The following is a 20213-nucleotide window of genomic DNA, read 5'->3' as shown; positions in this document are numbered from 1 at the left end:
ATATTGATTTAATTTTATCTTTTCTGAGTGACTTTATATCCTTTTAATTATTTGTTATTTTTGGAAACGTGGGTCTAATGCGTCACGCAATCCATCACCAAGTAAGTTAAAACCTAAAACGGCAAAACAAATCGCTAGACCTGGAAATGTCGCTACATGTGGTGCGCTCCATAAGAAATCGCGCCCTCCACTTAACATTGCACCCCATTCAGGAGATGGTGGCTGTGCACCCATTCCCAAGAATGACAGTGCGGCCGCAGATAGAATGGCAGTTGCCAATCGTAAGGTACCCTGCACAATAATCGGTGATAAAATATTCGGCAGTATATGAACAAAAATGATTTTCATATCGCTTGCACCTAGTGCTCGAATTGCATCAATATATTCCATTTTCTTTGCTCCAAGTGTTGAACCACGTACTATACGAGCAAATGTAGGAATTGAGAAAATACCGATCGCAATCATCACGTTTACGAGACTCGCCCCAAGCGCACTCACAATAGCCAAGGCTAACAAAATACCAGGGAATGCTAGTAATATGTCAATAAAACGCATAATGATTGTGTCTATCCATTTGCCATAATAACCAGAAATCAAGCCGAGTATAATTCCAAAAAAGGCACCGATTGTTACTGATACAATACCAACCCCAAGTGATAACTTCGTGCCAAATATAACCCGGCTTAACATGTCCCGCCCTTTATCATCTGTCCCCATCCAATGCTGTGCTGAAGGTCCTTGTAATTTATTAGCAAGGTCAATTGCTAGCGGATCATAAGGGGCAATTTGCTGACCGAATAATGCCACAATGACATAGAAGATAACAATCACGCCACCAAATACCGCCATTTTGTTACTTATTAATTTTTTATTAAATTTACGCCACTGTTCCAGCTTTGGTTTTAAGGTGCTAAAAGCTTGATTTGAACTTTCATCGTGTGCTAATGGTTGTTGATTCATTGTTGATTCCCCCTCCCAACTTCTTTATAGACAAATTATCAGAAAATGGTCAATAATTGTTGTTTTTTTAACATTAAGTCATTAAATCTTAAATAAAGGTAATAAATTCGAAAAACACATGAGAGAATCTCCCCTATAATTTAAATAAGTCCTAATTTTTCATCAATTCAAACCAAAAGGAGGTATCAGCTTATCGCAACAGAAACAAGAATTGCTAAATTTCGAATGAAAATGGAAACAGCAGGTATCAGCGCTGCAATTATTACCTCTCCCGAAAACAGATATTATTTTTCAGATTTCAGAGGATCTAGCGGCGCTCTTCTTATAACAAAAGAAAATGCCTGGCTTTTTACAGATTTCCGATACACAGACCAGGCATCTGACGAATCACCTTTATATGAAATTGTTAATCATAATAGAGAAATGTATCAAACGATTTCAACGTATATTAAAGACCATTCTATTAATGAGGTTGGGATCGAACAAGTCACTTTGCCTGTAAATGACTATATGGAAATCAAAGAACACTTATCAGATGTTGAGTTTTCTTCAATAGACGATTCAATATTTGACCTTCGCATGATAAAAGATGAAGAAGAGATTGGCTACCTAAGAAAAGCAGTGGCAATATGTGATAAGGCTTTCGAACACATTTTGAACTACATTCGTCCAGGCGTGTCTGAAAAGGATATCGGAATGGAATTAGAATTTGCGATGAGACGTGCAGGTGCTGAAGCAATAAAAACCAATCATGTTATCGCATCCGGAGAGCGGGCAAGCTTACCGCACGGACAAGCAACCGATAGAATTGTTAAAGTTGGTGACTTTGTAAAGATGGACTTTGGAGCTCGTGTCAACGGCTATTATTCTGATTTCACACGAACAGTTGTTTTAGGAGAGCCTTCTGAAAAGCAGCGTAAAATCTACGATATCGTCAGAACTGCCCAAGAGGCTTCACTTAAAGCGATTGGTCCTGGGAAAACGTGCTCTGAAATGGATGAAATTGGACGTTCGATAATACGTGAGGCAGGTTATGGAGAAAATTTTGGACACAGTTTAGGCCACTCAATTGGTTTAGCTGTCCATGAAAAACCTGCAATGAGAAAAACAGATTACACTATGCTTCAACCAGGAATGATCATAACTGTTGAACCAGGTATTTACATTTCCGAATTTGGCGGGGTTCGCATTGAGGATTTAATTGTTATCACCGAAGACGGGTATGAGAACTTTGCACATGCTACTAAGGATTTACAAGTTATTCCGGTTTAAAGCCTTAAGTTATTCTGTCCATATAAAAAATGAGGAGTGAAAGATATGAAAAACAGAAAAACCTTGTCTCTTCTTTTTGCAATCGTTTTTGTGTTAACAATGGCAATTGCAGGATGCAGCGGTAATGATTCAACAACAACAGAAGATAACGGAGATAATGATTCAAGTGGAAATTCTGAAAACAGCGACAGTGGGACACTCATTATAGCTGAATTATCAGATGCGACACAATTGGATCCACATATGGGGACAGACATCCCTTCTGCAAATGTTTATCACGGAAAAATATATGAAGGATTAGTTAAACAGGATAAAAACATGGATGTTCAACCAGCATTGGCCACAGACTGGAAACGCATTGATGAATTGACTTGGGAATTTTCACTTCGTAAAGATGTTAAATTCCATGATGGTACGCCATTCAACGCTGAAGCTGTTAAAGCAACATTCAAGCGTATTCTAGACCCTGAATTAGCATCTTCTCGCGCTAAATTGTTTGAAATGATTACTGAATTCAATATTATCGATGAGCATACTATTCAGCTTAAAACGGAATATCCGTTTGCTCCACTTTTAGCTAATTTGTCTCACTATTCAGGCGGCATTATTAGTCCAAGTGCAATCGAAGAACATGGTGATGAGCTTGGTCAAAATCCAGTAGGTACAGGACCATTCAATTTTGAGTCTTGGACACCTGGTCAGGAAATTGCTATAGCTAAAAACGAAAATTATTGGGGTGATAAAGCAAAGGTAGACAACGTTATCTTTAAAGTTATCCCGGAAGACTCAACTCGACTCGGAATGGTTGAAACAGGAGAAGCTCACATCGCTGAACCAGTTCAAATCACTCAACTTGACCGTGTAGAGCAAAGCCAATCAATGAAACTTTCTCGCACACCCGGTTTAGGTATCGATTACATTGGTTTTAACACTCAAAAAGAGCCATTTGATGATGTTCTTGTACGTCAAGCCATTAACTACGCAGTAGACACTGATACAATTCTCGAAGGTGTTTATAATAATGTCGGAACTGAAGCCACAGCTCCTATGGGGCCTGCAGTATGGGGACATAACCCAGACCTTGAAGGTTATGGTTATGATCCAGAAAAAGCAAAAGAACTTTTAAAAGAAGCAGGTTATCCTGATGGCTTCAAAACAACTATCTGGACGAATGACAACCAAGCACGTGTTGACGTTTCAGAAGTCGTTCAGTCACAACTTAAAGGTGTAGGTATTGAAGTTGAAATCGAAGTAATGGAATGGGGCGCGTATTTAGATGAAACTAGTAAAGGTGAGCACGATATGTTCGTCCTCGGTTGGTCTAACATGACAGGTGATGCTGACTACAACCAATACTTCTTGTTCCACTCAGATGCAAAAGGTGCACCTGGGAACCGCAGCTTCTATAGCAATCCTAAAGTCGATGAGCTCATTAATGCTGGGCGAATGGAAGGCGACCCTGAAGAGCGTAAAAAGATTTACGGGGAAGCTCAAAAGATAGAAATGGAAGATGCACCGTTACTCTTGTTGCGTAACGACGAAGACCTTATTGCATTAAATAACGACGTTGAAGGATTTTGGATGCACCCGGCTGGTTTGTTAATGATTAACGAAGTGTCAATTAAGTAACCAGCAATATTTGAAAGAGACTGTATCAAAAGGCACCTTTTGATACAGTCTCTTTTACTTTCTTTATACAAGGCAGTCTCTTACCCAGCCTTAAGAATAAAGCAGAAGGATCAGCGACTTTCCGAAGCTAGTTCAATTGCTTGTCATAGAACTTCTAACATACTTCTGTCACCTGCTATACCTGTACCACCAATATCAAACGCCGTTCCGTGAACAACGCTAGTTCTAATAAGTTATATTTTATCGCGCACGCTACTAGAAAACTCGCTCGTACTTACTTGATTGTCGCTCGATATACCTGTCAACACGCTCACCACCAGGAGATTGTCACTCGGCACACGCTTAAAGTCGCGCGCACTCCAGCTATGTAAGCCGCTCACAATCCGGATAAGAAGGAAGAACTCCAGCGAACTGGAGTTCTTTTTATTATAATCTAAATAGTCGTGTATCTATATTAGGGATTGTCGCGCGGGGTGCGCTTGCTATAGCACGGGGATGCTTCCCTCCACGAGACAAGGAACTTCCCCTAACTACCCTCCGTATTTACTAACACGACCTCAGAATCTTTATCTAAACCTAGTTCTTTTCTAACATTTTTAAACGCGTCTTCTGTTGCTAGACGATGGAGCAGACCTATAGAAACGGCCCCAGATGCTCCAGAGTTTACAACTTTATCATTTCTTATTGGTCGAGATAAAATATCCATGCCGAGTGTAGAAATGTAATCATCACAAGAAAAAGAAGCTTCTGTATAGCTTTTCAAAATTTCCCAAGCTTTTGGGTTCGGTTCTCCACAGGCAAGTCCATCCATAATGGTATCCAATTCTCCATCAACTACTTTATATGTTTGGTCATTTGCTACAAAGGATCGAAAATAGCAATTGGATTGATGTGGTTCAACTAGTATAATTTTCGGATGCTTTTCACGATAATAGTTGACTAGGTATGCAGCTATTGCACTTGCGAACGACCCCACACCTGCTTGCAAGAATATATGTGTAGGGATCCGAGGCGTATATTCCCTCACTTGCTCCATCATTTCTTTTGCTAGCGAAGCATAACCTTGCATAATCCATAGCGGAATATCCTCATAACCGTTCCATGATGTATCCTGGACAACGATCCATCCGTTCTCTTTAGCCTTCTTAGCAGCATAACGTACAGAATCATCATAATTTAATTCTGTTACAATGGCTTCTGCACCTTCATTACAAATGGCGTTTACTCGTTTTTTAGAACTGCCTTTTGGTAAATAAATAACGGCCTTAGCTCCTAATTCCCTTGCTGTCCAAGCAACCCCTCTGCCATGATTTCCGTCAGTTGCCGTAGTGAACGTAATATCACCAATTCTTTCTCTATTTTCAGTAGACCTTAACTGATCAAAAGTAAAAGACTCAATCCCTATGTCCAAGTGTTCCGCTACATAACGACCCATTGCATAAATACCACCTAACACCTTGAAAGCAGATAAGCCAAAACGTTGTGACTCATCTTTGATAAAAACGTTGTTAAAACCAACATGAGACGCAAAGTTATCCAATCGAATTAAAGGTGTCATGGAATAGGACCTATGGCTGCTCTGAAAATTTTGTACTTCAGCTATTTTATCTAATGAGAAATCTGTTAAAAAAACCTTATCATACGTACTTTCTTTCATATAATTATACTGGTACTCAATCAAGAGTATTCACCACTCTTTCGTAAAACTAAATGATGATAGTTTACCTCATGAACGCACTAGATCACCCAAAAAGCTCATTACCTCTTATTGCTCGTTAACATCTTGCAGAAAGCGTTGCGTTCGTTCTTCTCTGGGGTTGTTGAAGATTTGCTTAGAACTTCCTTCTTCTACAATGACACCCTCATCCATAAATATGATTCGATCCGCAACGTCTCTTGCAAAGCTCATTTCATGGGTGACAACGATCATGGTCATCCCCTCTTTAGCTAGGTCTTTCATTACTTGAAGCACTTCACGGACAAGTTCAGGATCTAAAGCAGAAGTCGGTTCGTCATAAAGCATTACCATTGGTTCCATAGACAGTGCTCTTGCAATAGCTACACGTTGTTGCTGTCCCCCGGATAATTTTGCAGGATAGTGATCCATGCGATCAACTAACCCCACTTTTGTTAGTAAAGCTATTGCTTTTTCTTTTGCTTTATCCCGTTCCATCTTTTTAATAACAATTGGACCTTCCATAACGTTTTCAAGGGCTGTCTTATGTGGAAATAAATTAAATTGCTGGAACACAAAACCTGTATTCTGACGTAATTCTCTAATGGTGGTCTTACGTTTCTTATTTAACGGAAGTCCAGATTTCACTTCTTTTGTACCCACCTTTACTATACCACCATTGGGTTCTTCTAGAAATGTCATACAGCGAAGCAGTGTTGATTTACCTGAACCACTAGGCCCCATGATCACTACTACTTCACGTTTATTTACCGTCAAATTTATATCTTTAAGAACTGTAATCTGATCAAAGCTTTTCTTTATATCTTGTAACTTAATTACCTCTTCCATAAGCTCACCCCCTAAATGTACTAATTAACTGACATGTCTTGATGTTCTCTTTTCAAACCGATCCAGCAGTACCGTGAAAAACGTAATAATTATCCAATATATGGCTGCGGCTAAAAGGTATATGGTTAACGGTTCAAAGGTTTTAGCAATGATTAATGTCGACATTTGCAATAGCTCAGTAACCGTTATTACAGAAACCAATGATGTGTCTTTAATTAATATAATGTATGTGTTAGACAGAGTTGGAATTGCTATTCGGATACTTTGTGGCAGAATTATTCTTCGCATAGCTTGCCCATACGACATACCCATGGACACGGCTGCTTCCATTTGTCCCTTATCAACCGCTAATATAGAAGCACGGAATGACTCGGATAAATAGGAACCAGCATTTAAAGTAAGCGCTAATATTCCAGAAGGTATCGGATCTAATTCAATGTTAATTTGTGGTAAACCATAATAGATCACAAAGATTTGTACCAATAGAGGAGTTCCACGAAACATGGATACATAGATAGTAGCTATTATCTTTAAAATTTTAATTTTGGATATTTTCGCTAAAGCTGTAAAAAAGCCTATAATTAAAGCAAAGATGATTGAAATGACAGCAAGAGCGATTGTCATGAGTGCAGCATTCATTAGAGGCGGCAATGAGTCAATTACGATTGTAAAGTTCATATGGTATGGACCTCCTCTTTCCATTTACTGATAATTAATTGTGTCATTTCATTTGCTCATACTTAATTTCGATTCCTTTCGATTCTAACTCGGCTAAGAATAAATGGAATCGATCACCTATAATGATATCCTCAACAGGCACAACTCCCGTTTCCTTAACCTTTCCTGTTAAAATCCAGTTTGCCAAAAGCATCGCTGGAATAGCAGTTGTTTTAGCCATTGATGTAATGCCTCTCTCGTGATCATAGAAGTCTACCATTTCCCATGTATGCGTTGTTTTTATCCCATCCTTTTTTCCTCTAGTCGTAACCCGTACAACGGTAATATCTTCTTTTGATTTCCCTTGTAATTGTGGTTCTAATATTCTTTCGGTAAATCGCTTTGGTGTTAATTGAACTCCATCAATTTCTACTTCCTTATCATCTAAGAAACCTAATTCTGAAAGCACAGCCATTTTACTCCAATGACCTGCATACCGAACCGTTTTTTCATATATTTTATTTACTTTATCTTTCAAGGTATATGCAGCACTGTGTGCATCTGTAACTACTGCTTCACATTCTCCAACCGGATCAGGAAAGGTTATTTTTTCTAAACCCGATAAAGGAGCTAACTGAATAAGCTCTCCATTTTCGGCAGCCAAAGCCGGTCTGGTATATAATCCCATAACGCTTTCTAAACGAAATACGACTTGATACCATAGTGGAGGTACTGGGAATCGTGGTATACCTCCACAAATCATAATAGTCTCTTCTGCTTCATCTAGCAGGTTAATACCTTGAGCTGCCAGAAAGTTAGTAATACCAGGAGCTACACCACATCCAGGAATAACAATAATTCCTGCTTCCTTCGCTCTATCATCCAGCTTACTTTTTTCTTCATATTTAGAGCCAACTAAATCTACTAAATGACACTTTGCAGCAATCGCAGCGTGGATAGCAGGTAAACTTAAGGAGTGAGGTAAACATGCAATCGCTATATCTGCACCCTTGATTACGTCAAAAATATCTTTTTCTGATTGTAAATTAGTAAACTGACCTTCTACCTTCGCACTTGCAGCTATTTCTAGACATCTATCTACATTTTCACTATATCCATCTACGGCTGTCACTTTACTAATTCCGGGATATGCCACAAGTTCTCTTACAACTGTCGTCCCTATCATCCCAGTTCCTAATACAACTACATGCATACAATATGTCCTCCTCTAGCAGGTGATTTAATCTAAGAATCTATTTAATTAATGGCTCCGAATCAAACCATTTTCGATAAATTTCTTCATACGTTCCATCTTCTAGCATTGCTGCTAACTCTTCATTTAACTTATTAACAAAATCTGGGCTATCTTTTTTCACAGCCATTCCAATTTCATCTTTATTTAAAATTTCGCTTACAATTTTCACAGGTATACCTTCTTCTTGTATGTTATGACTCATTAGTAATTGGTCATTAATAATTACATCTAATCTCCCATTAAGTAAATCCTGAAGATATTCATTTACCGATTTATATAACGTAACATCTGCACCATCTACACTGTTGGCTACATCCGCAAAAGTCGTTCCCGTACCAGTACCAACTTTTTTCCCTGAAATATCTTCTAGTTCAGAAATACCCTCCGTATCCTCTTTTGTAATTAGCACCGATCCTGTAACAACATATGGGTTTGTAAAGTCAACACTTTCTTTCCTTTCCTCTGTTACTGACATTTGAGCAATAATGATGTCAAACTTATCGGACTTAACCCCTCCAATTAGACTGTCCCATGATGTTGCGATAAACTCTGTCTCAACTCCCAATCTATCAGCTAATTCATTGGCAAAATCAACATCAAAACCAGTATATTCATTGTCGTCATCTAAAAAGTTAAAAGGTCTATACGTCCCCTCAAAACCGACACGCAAAACACCAGAATCTTCCACTTTACTCAAAGAATCCTGACCTCCACTAGTTTCCTCGCTATCTCCGCAGGCAACCGCAACGATTAACAATAATAAAAATATGGCAAGCATAGAAAAACGTTTCATTTTCAAACCTCCAAGTTTAGTTTTTGATAACGCTTTCATTTTATTTTAATTACTACCTCCTTACATTTTTATTAAATTAATTTAATGTTGAACGATATTGTAGTACAATTATATGTAGTTTAACCTTGAATATTATGAATTGTCAATATTTTTTAACTGCTTTACTTGTGAATAATTTTAGGAGGCGTTTTGGCAATGGAAAAACAATCGATTAAACAGGTTGTCTATAACACGTTGAAAGAGTCTATACTAAATAGAAAACTTCCCCCAGGGAATCAATTAGTGGAAAATACCATATCTAGTCGTTTAAACGTAAGTCGCACACCCATTAGAAGTGCAATCAATCAACTGGCGACAGAAGGTTTAGTAGAAATCATTCCAAATAAGGGCGCTTACGTCATAAATCCTACTATTGACGAAATTATTCAAGCCTATAATTTACGAAAAGACTTAGAAATAATGGCTATTGAAAAATCCATAAATTCTTTCAATCAAGATGATTTTTTAGAAATGGAAACGATTATAAAAGAGGAAAAAGAAGCAATCTTTAACACGGATGTAAGCTGGTATTTAAAAGCAAACCAAAACTTCCACATGGCAATAGCAAAAAAGAGCGGCAATAAGTTTTTAGTTGAGTTTATCGAAAAACTCATTCAGCAAACTTCCATTTATTTAATTCTCTTTGACATATTTCTTGAGGAATCGTCTCCACAACCCTATGGGTACAAAGAACACCTCGAAATAATAGAATTATTAAAACAAAAGGATCTAACGCAGTTACGAGAATGCTTCCATAATCATTTTGATCACGCTGTTAACAGTTTAGATGTTCGGAAAGAATATAGAGGACTGGATGGATTGTTTAAATAATTTTCCATTAAATACCAGTGACGATTAATTTACAGTTAATTAATACTGTTGAACAAGCAAATGCGGAGGAAATGAGTTTTCGAGATCGATTGAGGTAGTCATCTGAGCATTATCCCAAACATTATGTTTCACTTTAGATGGCTCACTCTTTCCCGAACACCCTTATAAAATGGGCATATCGAAGGCTACAACTAATGGCCTTCTTCCCAAAATGATCATAACGATATCACAATGTAATAAAAATAGCAAAGAGCCTTCGTCTAAGAAAACTCTTCACTATCTTTGAATCATTTATATACTAACTCATCTTTAACTTGCCTTCTTCATAAATTGACCAACGACTTGATCATTTGGTGGTTTCGTAAATGCGCTGACCACAATCATGATGCCAAACGCAACAACTGTACCATATAGAATTCCTACATAAGGATTTATACTTGTTGCCATATTAATATAACCGTAGAAAGGTACAGCAATAAACAATGAAGCGAGTGCCCCTGTTTTAGACGCCTTCCTCCAAAATAAACCAGTTAGTAATGAAGGAGCTATCGCAATCCCTACACCAGACAAACCAACATACATGAGTAAAGCGAGTAAATCGGGTGTTTTCCAAAGGGAGAAGATTACTACAACAAAGGTTACTAAAACAATAGCAATTCTCGTAACATTTATTACCTGTTGATCTGTTGCGTTAGGATTAATAGAGTGTTTATAAATATCTTCACCGACTGATGTTCCAATTACTAACAGTATCGCATCTATTGTTGAAAGAACAGCAGATAAAATCCCTATCATTAAGATTGCTGCAATAATTGGTGGTAAAAGTAGAATTGCCATTTCAATTGTAGCAAAGTCAGGTTCCCCAAGATTCGGTAACAATGGGCGCGCTGCTAGTCCAATAATAAAGTTTAAGTTTAAAATGGCAGTGAATATAAGAACTGTTATTAAAAAAGTCCTCATTGTTTTCTTTCGCGAATCTTTTAAAGCCATAAATTTTGTAGACAAATAAGGGTTTGATGAAAAGACAATCATCCAAAACACATAAAGCCCAATTACGCCTAATGGTGAATACAGAGTAGGCTCAAACATATTTGTCAGACTTGGATCTATATCCGCTAGTCTTTCACCTAATCCGGAGAGTCCTCCAACTTTTAAAAATGAATACGTAATAAGTATTAGTGAAAATAACACCATGGGAACACTCTGTACAACATCTGTCCATGCAATAGCTCGGAATCCTCCAAAGCTAACATATATGGCAACGATAATCCCAAAAACAATAAGTGCTGTGTTCATTGGGATACCCATTACTGCATTGAACAAAATGGCTGCCCCCTTAAAGAGACCGACCATAGTGACACCATAAAATAGGACTAATACTACCGCTAAGGCAACACGTAATACATTACTATCATATCTTTTTCCAAGATAGCTCGGAATAGTTACACTGTTTGTAACTACTGAAAAGGCATGTAATTTTTTTGAAAAAATAAGTGTTGCAAATATAAGACCTGGAATAATTGTGATCGATGTCCACAAAGAAGGCATTCCGACCGAATATCCTAAACCAGGTTCTCCCATAAACGCACCAGCACTTGTTGAAGCCGTGACAAAGGTGATAGCAACGACAATTGCTGGCATTGATCTTCCACCCAAATAATGTTGTTCAACGTTGAGTTTTGCCTTTTTGCTAGAAATATAACCAATTACTAATAAGATTATAAGGTATACAACGAGTACAATATAGCCCCACATGATTAAAGGTTCCATATAAATCCTCCTCTATTTTATTCTTCTACAAACCTAGAAATATAGATAAATATGACAGCTATACTTAACCCAATATGACCTAGCCACAACGTTAAGAATATTTGATATGTCTCCAAACCATTCACTCCTTTTCATGTTAATTAAGTATCATGATTTAATCTGTTGTTTTCCTTTTCCTTTAAAATGAAACCCATAAAATCGATCATCAGGCGGGCTGCAATTTGTGATGTGACACCTGTTGGATCATACAAGGGGTTCACTTCAACAAGATCAAATCCAATAACATCCCCTTTTTTTGCAACAGCTTCCAATAATTCATTAACTTCGTTGTAATAGAAGCCCCCTGGAGATGGTGATCCTGCCCCTGGTGCAACGGAAGCATCTAATCCATCAATATCAATCGTGATGTAATATTGCTCTCCATCTGGTAGGTCTTTCAACACATTTTCAATACCAATCTTTCTAATTTGTTTCGGAGATAAAATAATACTGCCGTAATTTCTTGCATCTTCAAAATCCTTGCGTTGACTACTCCCAACACCTCGTATACCTAGTTGTGCCATTTGGTTGATATGATCCATTTCAGACATTCTGCGCATTGGATGACTAAGTGTGAACCGTTGCCCTGATACCTCTCCTAACCAGTCAAGATGTGCATCAATTTGGACAACGTTTACTTTTTTATGTGGCATTAGTGCATATGCAACTGGAATAGTAATTGCATGATCCCCACCCATTACAACTGGAATTGCGCCTTTTTCAATAATTTTTTTAATCATTTCTTCTGTGTTTTCATGGCATTGCTCGAGGTCTCCGTTTACCATCGGTACATCCCCACAATCAACGATTTTCCACTGATCACCTAAGTAATCTTCATCTCGCTCTGGGTCATAGCCTGGCCCAAAAGCGTATAATGATGACATTTCACGTATAGATCGTGGACCCATCCGACAGCCGGAACGCCATGCAGTCGACATGTCATTGGGTACACCGATAATAGCAACGTCTGCGTCTAATTCATCAAGGTTATTACAAATTGGATATTTTCGAAAAGAGGTAATACCTGTAAACGGCATGTCTAGCTCTTCCTTAACCCAACCTTCTCGTTTTGCATATCTACTCATATAAAAACTCCTTACTTTACAGTTTGTTGACCAATGAGTTGGCCGTTTTGTTCCTTTTTCTTTAAGATATAACCCATAAAGTCCAAAATAAGCCTTGCAGCAGTTAAGCTTGTTACACCTGTCGGGTCATAAGGTGGTGATACCTCAACAAGATCAAAACCTACAACTTCTCCGTGATCTGCAATCTTTTCTAGCATCCATTTCACTTCATCGTATGAAAAACCTCCTGGTGAAGGTGTACCCGTTCCATGAGCAACCGCAGGATCTAATGCATCAATATCAAGAGTTACGAAAATTTTTTCTCCTTTAGGAAGGGATTCAATTATTTTCTCAATTGTTATTTCTCTTACCTTTTGCGGAGAAAAAATTTGATTGCCATAAGCTTCTGCATCCTCAAAATCCTCTTTGCGACTTGACCCAATGCCTCTTATACCTAACGAAAGTATCTCTTTCACATGATCCATTTCCGACATTCTACGTATCGGACTTCCTTGTCCAAAACGTTGCCCTGATCGATGATCCGCCCAATCTAAGTGCGCATCAATCTGCACAACATGAAAAGGACCTGATTCTGCTAAACCTCTAGCGTGTGGAATCGTAATTGAATGATCACCACCGAGTAAGACAGGGACAGCTTTTTTACTTACGACCTTTTTAACCGCTTCTTCAATATTCTCAAAACACTGATGTAGATCTCCATGAACCATATCAACATCACCACAGTCAACGATTTTTGCTGGTTGTGCTAAGTAAAAATCATCACGTTCATAGTCATATGATCCTTTTAGACCGAAACTATAAAGTGTTGAAGCATCTCTAATCCCTCTTGGTCCCATTTTTGTGCCAGATCGCCATTGTGTTCCTAGATCGTATGGTACACCTAGAATTGCAATATCAGCCTCCAAATGTTCAAAATCAGTTTGAATAGGATACTTCCCGAATGATGTGATTCCTACAAACGGAAGATTTAATACCTCTTTTTCATCTCTCATCTTTTACACCCTTTCCGATTATTGAATTATAAATATACTGTTAATTATTAATATTCTAAATTATTAGCCAACAATATACTATGGATAAATATACGAAAAAAATAATTATTTATTAGAAATTTTTACAATCTATAAAAAAACTGCTTCAGATAGAAATCGAAACAGCTTTTTAGAATTACTATTTTATTAAATCTTTTAATCTAAGGGCAAGTTGAATGGCGAATACCTCCTCGTAATTTGATAGGTCGATATCATACTCATTTTTTAATGTGTTTAATCGATAATAAAGGGTGTTAATGTGAATGTTTAACTTTTTACAAGATTCCTTATGATTTAGATCGCTGTTTAAATAAACAATTAATGTTTTAAATAGGATTTGTTCACGAGAATCTTTTTTTGTTAAAGTACCCAATTTCTTATAGATGTAATCATTGGCTTTATCGATTGGTATATCAATTAGTAAATTTTCAATAAACATATCATCGAAAAATTGAATTCTTGCATCTTTATTGATAACACGGTTAACCATATTTTCTGTATCTTTAAATGATGTATCAATGTCGAAAATGTTGTTCACTTTTCTCCCAACCATAATGGAAGGGGCAATTTCATACTGAACCAATAACCTTACAATATTTTTTACGAAACGCTCCATTTCTTCACGACCAAACTTAGTAAAAAAAACAACTCCTGTAGGAGTGAGCATTGGCATATATGTCAGGGATGTTGATTCTATATAAATAATGTTTAATGCTTTATCAAGTGATTCTTCTTCGACTTTTGTTAGGGAAATGTGATAACAAGGTATATTATTATTAACCCCTAACGCATCAAGTTTTTTCGCAAATTCTCTTTTCTTTTTGCTAGACATATATTCTTTTAAAATCTCTCCGGCAAGTTGTTTTTTCGTATCAATTAATTCATGTTCCTTAATAAGTTGAAGTGCAATAAGGTTTAACCCGTGCTCAATGTTAATTTGAGTAAAATCTGAAATGTGTTCCCCGTCTAATTGAACTAGAAAAAAACCGAGAATCTCCCGCTTTTTTTTGATCGGGAAAATTCCGATATTTTCTTCTATTGTCAGTTCGCAATGCGTAAAAAGAGTATCATAGAAATAGGTTGAATCGAGAAATTGACTTAACTCACTAAAAACATTTGATGTATACCTTTCATATAAAAAGCTATCAACTAAACAAACTGGAAGTTGAATTATTTCACTTAATAACTCACAAATTTCTCGAATGTTTTTCCCTTCTAACGCACCTTGTGATAGTTTACGATTCGATGCGAATGTATAATTTTGCATGACTATTGTTTGCTGTTGCTTATTTGTTTCTTCGTGTTTGTGAAGAACGAGTTGAACCTGTGAGGATACATGATCGAGTAATTCGTATTGCGTTTTAGATACTCCTATGATGAATACCAGCTGCATTTTTTCGTTTTCGATTAGTGTTTTACAATAGAACTCTTTTGAAGTCACTTTAAATAATTTTTGAATGGTAGCTTGATCCCCTAGTTTTACAGCATCCGTTAATATATTCTGATTAATTGAAGAAGTTGGCTCAGTCTTCCCATTTTGTAGAAAAGTAGGAAAAATATATCGTGCCTGATCCTGATTTTTGTCTGTCATCACGAACAAACCTAATTCATTGGATAAATGATGACAAGTTGAATCCAATAATTCTTGTAGCAAAATTTCAATTGGTTTATCTTTCATTAGCAGTTGATTAATAGACGTTAAAAACTCGACATCGCTTGAATGAATTAACGGGTCTTTCATGAATCAAACACCTCCGTGTCTATTTGGTTTAACTTCTTAATTCAGACACCTTATTCTTTCATAGTTCGAATATAGCCTAATATATCTGTATATATTCTAGAAATTCATACGAATTCCTTCTATTAATTAATTATTTATTTAGTGTTCTATACAAACTAAATGGCTTTAATACTTTTTTAACAAGTGTTAACACTACACTGGCTTTTGAGTAAAACAAATGCTTTATTAGGGCATCTGAAAGCAAATGAAGCAATAGAAGTAAAACTAAATCGCTCTGCGATGGCTAACTCAGTAACACGGAAATTTTGTCTAAACTTCTAGGCACTGATGTGACTTTATGTCCTGGTTGTAAAAAGGCACATCTAAAGGATTAATGTAGAGGATTCCTCTTAATAAAGTGAGTAATTACATATAACGAGAAAAAGGCACAACGAGCAGAGTAAAACCTCTCGTTGTGCCTTTTTTCACGCAAAACTTCCGATTGTCCCCTTTAAGAACCGTCCTAGAGCTTCTTTCAGATCCCCCTTCACAGAGGATACCCTGTCAATCCTGTCCTTTTAGAGCGAGGATCCTACTTCGGCTACGTCACTCAATAGAGTAAAGCTATCGTGTGAATTTGAACCACTTGGACTGTGTAACAGTGGAGCACACTAAAAACCAACACGAACATAAATAGTCGTATTGGTTTTAATAAAACTTATATTATATACTATTTGGCCCCATAGGCTTACCTGGTTTTTTCTCTCTAAATTCGTCCAATAGATCTGCTAATTCTTGTTTAGCTGCATCGAAAAGTACTTTTCCTTTTTCCTCTGAAGCGACTTTTGCGTTACCTCTAACACCTGTCGAGGTAAAAGTATCCCAAATTTCCATCATTTTTGCAGGATTCTTAAAGCCCTCTGGTCGTCTTCCCAATAAATCACTCCAAAAATGAGGGGTTGGTTTTCCCAATCCATCTGCGACAGCTAAATCCATATCAACTTTGTCTGGATGTAGGTGCATATACACCGAGGTTTCAAGATCACACCCATGACTGGTTGCTTCTTCCGAAACGATACCTTCAGCTGCATCTCTAACATCTTTCAATTCCCACCAAGAAATGGATGCACATAATGTATCTGGGTTTTCGATAATCGTATTACGGGCAATTAATTCGATAATAGGGCGGTTACTTCCATGGCCATTTACGAGTAAAATATGTTTAAACCCGTGATGTGCCAAACTGTTCGTAACAGCTTTCCCAAAATCGATCAGTATATCTGATGGAATATCAATCGTACCTGGGATACCCATGTGATGTGTTTCAAACCCAAATGGAATAGGCGGCAAAACGACATCTTTATTCGTAATTTTAGCCGCTTCCCGACAAATATTAACCGTAATTTCTGTATCAACATCTAATGGTAAATGTGGTCCGTGTTCTTCAGTTGCACCTAATGGCAAAATTGCGACTCCCTTATTCTCTATAACCTTTGGAATCTCAGGCCATTTATAATGAGCATAATCGACTGACATAGAAAGCCCTCCTTGTATAAACTAATAGTCAAACATATATTATTTTGATCGTGTTAATTCAAAATCATAATCTATATTATCAAGTGGCCAAATCGGCCTTGGAATATGCCTAAAATCGAAGACTGTCAAATCATTTGAAGCCAGACCAGGAGCATCCACATAAAGAACTCTTTCCATTAGGTCTTCAAAAGATGAACGAAAATGGTTTTTCACTTTCATTGCTATGACATTCTTTTCTGTCGGCTCAATTCCAATATGTCTAAATAATTCAGGATCGTTTGCTGAAAGTGCTCTACCAGTAATAAGGATATCCATATTGCCCACTCGAATGTGTGTGGCTCCATTTGTGTTTACTAGAACACCCGTATTCATTGGACCTTTATTCCGAAATTTTCCCGTTGTCACATGAATGACTTCAGCTTTTACTCCTATTGGTTCACCAAACTCTGAAGACCACTTGCCGCCTAAGGATAATTGGACCGTTGATCCAGCTCCATTTTCCTGGCATATCTGTAAAGATTCTTCATCGTAGAGTGCTCCAAATAATGAATTGTCGATATTAGCGTCAACCATTTTACTTAGTAACCCTGTTGTATCACCAGTGCCTCCACTTAAAGGGTTATCAGATATATCCGCTAATACAATTGGTTTCTTGCCACGAAATGATATAGCTTCTTGAACAGCCTCATCAATAGTAGGTAAGTGATATATAAACTTTTCTTTGTATTCCCAAATATACTGAGTAAATTCTTCTGCGACGCGATCTACAACTCTTTGATTGGTTCCGACGATTAAAGCACTTGTTCCAGCTTCAGGGATATCTGAATAAGGGAATCCTCCAAAAATCGTTACAGCTGAAATATTAATATCTGATTCCTCAATACTTTTAGCCTTTTCGGTTAACTCACGCATCGGGCCTTCCGCCGTTCTCATGTTTATACTCGGTAATAAAACAGGCAACTTAGCAAGGGAAGCGTAATAAGTGGTTTGATTGATTAAAAGTTCCATAATTGTTTCGGCCGCTTTATAGCCTTGTTCATACATATCTACATGTGGATATGTTTTAAACCCAAAGTGAAGGGGGGTTAACTTCACCATTTCAGCCCCAATATTTCCATGGAGGTCTAATGTCGTTGCAATTGGCAAATCATTGCGGACAGCTTGACGAATTTCCTTTAACATGGCTGTTTCAGGATCGGATATACTTTCAACAACCATCGCGCCATGAAGGGCAATTAAAATGGCATCCAATTCACCACTTTGCTCAATTGTTCCAATTAATTGATGTCGAATATCTTGATACGCTTCATCTGTTACGGTCCCTGAAGGAATAGCAGCCGCACAAACAAGCGGAATAATTTCGACTTGGTCATGTTGGTTTAAAACATCTATGAATCCTCCAACTTCTGTTTTTGTTCCCTGGTAATGTTCAAGAATATCGTTTCCTTTTAGATATGCTTCTTTTTCAAAATCACTTATAGTCGTTTTACTTGGACTAAACGTGTGAGACTCATGATAGAAAAAAGCAACACCAATTCTATACTTCTTCATAGAATTAACTACCTCCAGAAGCGAGTTTTTTCTTTTTCTCTCGCCTTGATGTAATAAGTGGTAAGACTATTGCTAAAACGGTAGCAATCAATAATAATAATGAAAGGGGCCTGGTGAAAAAGAGTGTAAAGTCACCATTAGATGCCATTAATCCCCGGCGCCAGTTTGATTCAATAATTGGACCTAGAATATAACCTAAAATTAATGGTGCTAAATTGAATTTATTTCGTAAAAGAATATATCCAATGAAACCAAAAATAACAAGGACCCATAGATCAAAGATTCGGTTATTTGCAGAATATGTTCCAACCATAGACATGATTATAATAACTGGTAATAAAATATGCTTAGGTACTTGAATGACCCTAGCGAAATAACGCATTAAACTACTTTGAATAATAAACATTGCAATAGTTGCAAGTAATAAACTAATAAAAATTGAACCAACAACATCAGGATTGTTATCAAATAACAAAGGCCCTGGCTGTAGTCCATGGATAAGTAATCCACCTAAAATTACAGCTGTTACCATATCGCCTGGTATCCCTAGTGTTATTAATGGTATCAATGAACCCCCTGTAATGGAGTTATTGGATGATTCAGATGCAAATATACCTTCTGTGTGGCCTGTTCCAAACTTTTCAGGAGTTTTAGATGCTTTTTTAGCTCGATCATAGGCTAAAAAGGAGGCGATACTTCCACCAGCACCTGGTAAAATACCAATCATCGTACCAATAAAAGATGAACGAATGAGGTTTCGAATATTACTTTTAATTTCCTGTAAACGTGGAAAAATTGAATACGACTGCGATAATTGAATTGGCTTTTGGTTATCATTCAAAACATTTAACTCATTGAAAAATAATGAAACAGCAAAGAACCCTAATAATGTTGGTAATAAACTAAAACCAGACATTAATTGAGACACATCAAATGTAAAACGTGGGACTGACAAGACGGGGTCTAGACCCACTAATGTAATCATTACTCCTAGACAACCTGCAATCAACCCTTTTAACATATGGTCACTCGATACACTAACAACAATGGATAGACCAAAAATTCCTAACGCAAAGTATTCCCATGGCCCAAATTGTAAAGCTACTTGTGCTAATAATGGTGAAATCGATGTTAAGAGAATCATACTGATTATTCCACCGATTAATGAAGCAAAGACACCGATGGATAACGCTTTATTAGCTCCTCCTTTTTGTGCGAGTGGATACCCATCAAAGGTCGTAACAATCGATGCACCCGTTCCCGGAATCCCAATTAACGTTGCAGAAATTAGTCCACCAGATGTCGCTCCTACATAAACACCAATAAGAGCAGATAATCCATTAACTGGACCTAAAGCAAATGTAAAGGGTAGTAATAAAGCGATACCGAGGGAAGCCGTAAGTCCTGGTATTGCACCAAATAATATCCCCATCAACACACTACCAAGAATTAGTAAGAGTGTTTGAATATTAATAACTTCTTGGACACCTATAATAATGAAATCCATAATATCCCTCCTCT

General features: G+C 37.2%; 17 protein-coding genes. 3 read left to right on the top strand and 14 right to left on the bottom strand.

Annotated elements, in window-relative coordinates:
• Window positions 1-54: 54 nt before the first annotated feature.
• Complete coding sequence (gene nikC / locus ACFQ3N_RS02485; protein WP_390359219.1) at window positions 55-960, bottom strand: nickel transporter permease; 906 nt, start codon at window positions 958-960, stop codon at window positions 55-57.
• 144 nt (window positions 961-1104) lie between these two features.
• On the opposite strand from nikC, the gene ACFQ3N_RS02480 reads away from it, so the two are divergent.
• Entirely contained in the window at window positions 1105-2232 is a 1128-nt protein-coding gene (locus ACFQ3N_RS02480; RefSeq protein WP_390359768.1) for a M24 family metallopeptidase, read from the top strand.
• Between the two features lie 45 nt (window positions 2233-2277).
• The gene (locus ACFQ3N_RS02475; protein WP_390359217.1) at window positions 2278-3861 is read left to right on the top strand and encodes a glutathione ABC transporter substrate-binding protein; all 1584 of its coding nucleotides are present in this window, start codon (window positions 2278-2280) and stop codon (window positions 3859-3861) included.
• Window positions 3862-4004: 143 nt separating this feature from the next.
• Here ACFQ3N_RS02475 and ACFQ3N_RS02470 read toward each other — a convergent pair whose 3' ends face one another.
• The 6 genes from ACFQ3N_RS02470 to ACFQ3N_RS02445 all read right to left on the bottom strand — a co-directional run bounded on the left by ACFQ3N_RS02470 (window position 4005) and on the right by ACFQ3N_RS02445 (window position 9090).
• Window positions 4005-4091: a 4-hydroxythreonine-4-phosphate dehydrogenase PdxA gene (locus ACFQ3N_RS02470; RefSeq protein WP_390359767.1), complete on the bottom strand. Its 87-nt coding sequence runs from the start codon at window positions 4089-4091 to the stop codon at window positions 4005-4007.
• A 296-nt stretch (window positions 4092-4387) separates the two neighbouring features.
• Window positions 4388-5542: a diaminopropionate ammonia-lyase gene (locus ACFQ3N_RS02465; protein ID WP_390359215.1), complete on the bottom strand. Its 1155-nt coding sequence runs from the start codon at window positions 5540-5542 to the stop codon at window positions 4388-4390.
• An 84-nt stretch (window positions 5543-5626) separates the two neighbouring features.
• Window positions 5627-6385, bottom strand: a complete 759-nt coding sequence (locus ACFQ3N_RS02460) for an amino acid ABC transporter ATP-binding protein (protein ID WP_390359213.1) — start codon at window positions 6383-6385, stop codon at window positions 5627-5629.
• Between the two features lie 24 nt (window positions 6386-6409).
• Entirely contained in the window at window positions 6410-7063 is a 654-nt protein-coding gene (locus tag ACFQ3N_RS02455) for an amino acid ABC transporter permease (RefSeq protein WP_390359211.1), read from the bottom strand.
• Window positions 7064-7106: 43 nt separating this feature from the next.
• Entirely contained in the window at window positions 7107-8255 is a 1149-nt protein-coding gene (locus ACFQ3N_RS02450; protein ID WP_390359209.1) for a saccharopine dehydrogenase family protein, read from the bottom strand.
• 40 nt (window positions 8256-8295) lie between these two features.
• The gene (locus ACFQ3N_RS02445; RefSeq protein WP_390359207.1) at window positions 8296-9090 is read right to left on the bottom strand and encodes an ABC transporter substrate-binding protein; all 795 of its coding nucleotides are present in this window, start codon (window positions 9088-9090) and stop codon (window positions 8296-8298) included.
• Between the two features lie 195 nt (window positions 9091-9285).
• On the opposite strand from ACFQ3N_RS02445, the gene ACFQ3N_RS02440 reads away from it, so the two are divergent.
• Window positions 9286-9960, top strand: coding sequence for a GntR family transcriptional regulator (locus ACFQ3N_RS02440; RefSeq protein WP_390359205.1), 675 nt, complete (start codon window positions 9286-9288; stop codon window positions 9958-9960).
• A gap of 309 nt (window positions 9961-10269) precedes the next feature.
• On the opposite strand, the gene ACFQ3N_RS02435 is transcribed toward ACFQ3N_RS02440, so the two are convergent.
• The 7 genes from ACFQ3N_RS02435 to ACFQ3N_RS02405 form a co-directional block, all read right to left on the bottom strand.
• Window positions 10270-11730: a sodium:solute symporter family transporter gene (locus ACFQ3N_RS02435; protein ID WP_390359203.1), complete on the bottom strand. Its 1461-nt coding sequence runs from the start codon at window positions 11728-11730 to the stop codon at window positions 10270-10272.
• 140 nt (window positions 11731-11870) lie between these two features.
• Window positions 11871-12854: an agmatinase gene (gene speB, locus ACFQ3N_RS02430; protein ID WP_390359201.1), complete on the bottom strand. Its 984-nt coding sequence runs from the start codon at window positions 12852-12854 to the stop codon at window positions 11871-11873.
• An 11-nt stretch (window positions 12855-12865) separates the two neighbouring features.
• A complete protein-coding gene (gene speB, locus ACFQ3N_RS02425) occupies window positions 12866-13846 on the bottom strand; it encodes an agmatinase (RefSeq protein ID WP_390359199.1) in 981 nt (326 codons plus the stop codon).
• A 178-nt stretch (window positions 13847-14024) separates the two neighbouring features.
• On the bottom strand, window positions 14025-15626 hold the full coding sequence (locus tag ACFQ3N_RS02420; protein ID WP_390359197.1) for a PucR family transcriptional regulator: 1602 nt from the start codon (window positions 15624-15626) through the stop codon (window positions 14025-14027).
• A gap of 702 nt (window positions 15627-16328) precedes the next feature.
• A complete protein-coding gene (locus tag ACFQ3N_RS02415) occupies window positions 16329-17141 on the bottom strand; it encodes a creatininase family protein (protein ID WP_390359195.1) in 813 nt (270 codons plus the stop codon).
• A gap of 39 nt (window positions 17142-17180) precedes the next feature.
• Window positions 17181-18692 carry a M81 family metallopeptidase gene (locus ACFQ3N_RS02410; protein ID WP_390359193.1) on the bottom strand — a complete coding sequence of 504 codons (1512 nt, stop codon included), beginning with the start codon at window positions 18690-18692 and terminating at the stop codon, window positions 17181-17183.
• 4 nt (window positions 18693-18696) lie between these two features.
• Window positions 18697-20199, bottom strand: coding sequence for a tripartite tricarboxylate transporter permease (locus ACFQ3N_RS02405; protein ID WP_390359191.1), 1503 nt, complete (start codon window positions 20197-20199; stop codon window positions 18697-18699).
• Between the last annotated feature and the right edge of the window lie 14 nt (window positions 20200-20213).

Origin of the sequence: Virgibacillus byunsanensis (genome assembly GCF_042675965.1) — a bacterium.
GTDB classification, from domain to species: Bacteria; Bacillota; Bacilli; order Bacillales; family Amphibacillaceae; genus Virgibacillus_R; species Virgibacillus_R byunsanensis.
Note: the sequence above shows the minus strand (reverse complement) of the source record. Positions and strands in the feature narration are given on the sequence as shown.

Coding starts and splice junctions, on each gene's coding strand:
- speB (WP_390359199.1), bottom strand. CDS start 13,846: ATGAGAGATGAAAAAGAGGTATTAAATCTTCCGTTTGTAGGAATCACA.
- ACFQ3N_RS02440 (WP_390359205.1), top strand. CDS start 9,286: ATGGAAAAACAATCGATTAAACAGGTTGTCTATAACACGTTGAAAGAG.
- ACFQ3N_RS02475 (WP_390359217.1), top strand. CDS start 2,278: ATGAAAAACAGAAAAACCTTGTCTCTTCTTTTTGCAATCGTTTTTGTG.
- speB (WP_390359201.1), bottom strand. CDS start 12,854: ATGAGTAGATATGCAAAACGAGAAGGTTGGGTTAAGGAAGAGCTAGAC.
- ACFQ3N_RS02460 (WP_390359213.1), bottom strand. CDS start 6,385: ATGGAAGAGGTAATTAAGTTACAAGATATAAAGAAAAGCTTTGATCAG.
- ACFQ3N_RS02435 (WP_390359203.1), bottom strand. CDS start 11,730: ATGGAACCTTTAATCATGTGGGGCTATATTGTACTCGTTGTATACCTT.
- ACFQ3N_RS02410 (WP_390359193.1), bottom strand. CDS start 18,692: ATGAAGAAGTATAGAATTGGTGTTGCTTTTTTCTATCATGAGTCTCAC.
- ACFQ3N_RS02405 (WP_390359191.1), bottom strand. CDS start 20,199: ATGGATTTCATTATTATAGGTGTCCAAGAAGTTATTAATATTCAAACA.
- nikC (WP_390359219.1), bottom strand. CDS start 960: ATGAATCAACAACCATTAGCACACGATGAAAGTTCAAATCAAGCTTTT.
- ACFQ3N_RS02415 (WP_390359195.1), bottom strand. CDS start 17,141: ATGTCAGTCGATTATGCTCATTATAAATGGCCTGAGATTCCAAAGGTT.
- ACFQ3N_RS02445 (WP_390359207.1), bottom strand. CDS start 9,090: ATGAAACGTTTTTCTATGCTTGCCATATTTTTATTATTGTTAATCGTT.
- ACFQ3N_RS02420 (WP_390359197.1), bottom strand. CDS start 15,626: ATGAAAGACCCGTTAATTCATTCAAGCGATGTCGAGTTTTTAACGTCT.
- ACFQ3N_RS02450 (WP_390359209.1), bottom strand. CDS start 8,255: ATGCATGTAGTTGTATTAGGAACTGGGATGATAGGGACGACAGTTGTA.
- ACFQ3N_RS02455 (WP_390359211.1), bottom strand. CDS start 7,063: ATGAACTTTACAATCGTAATTGACTCATTGCCGCCTCTAATGAATGCT.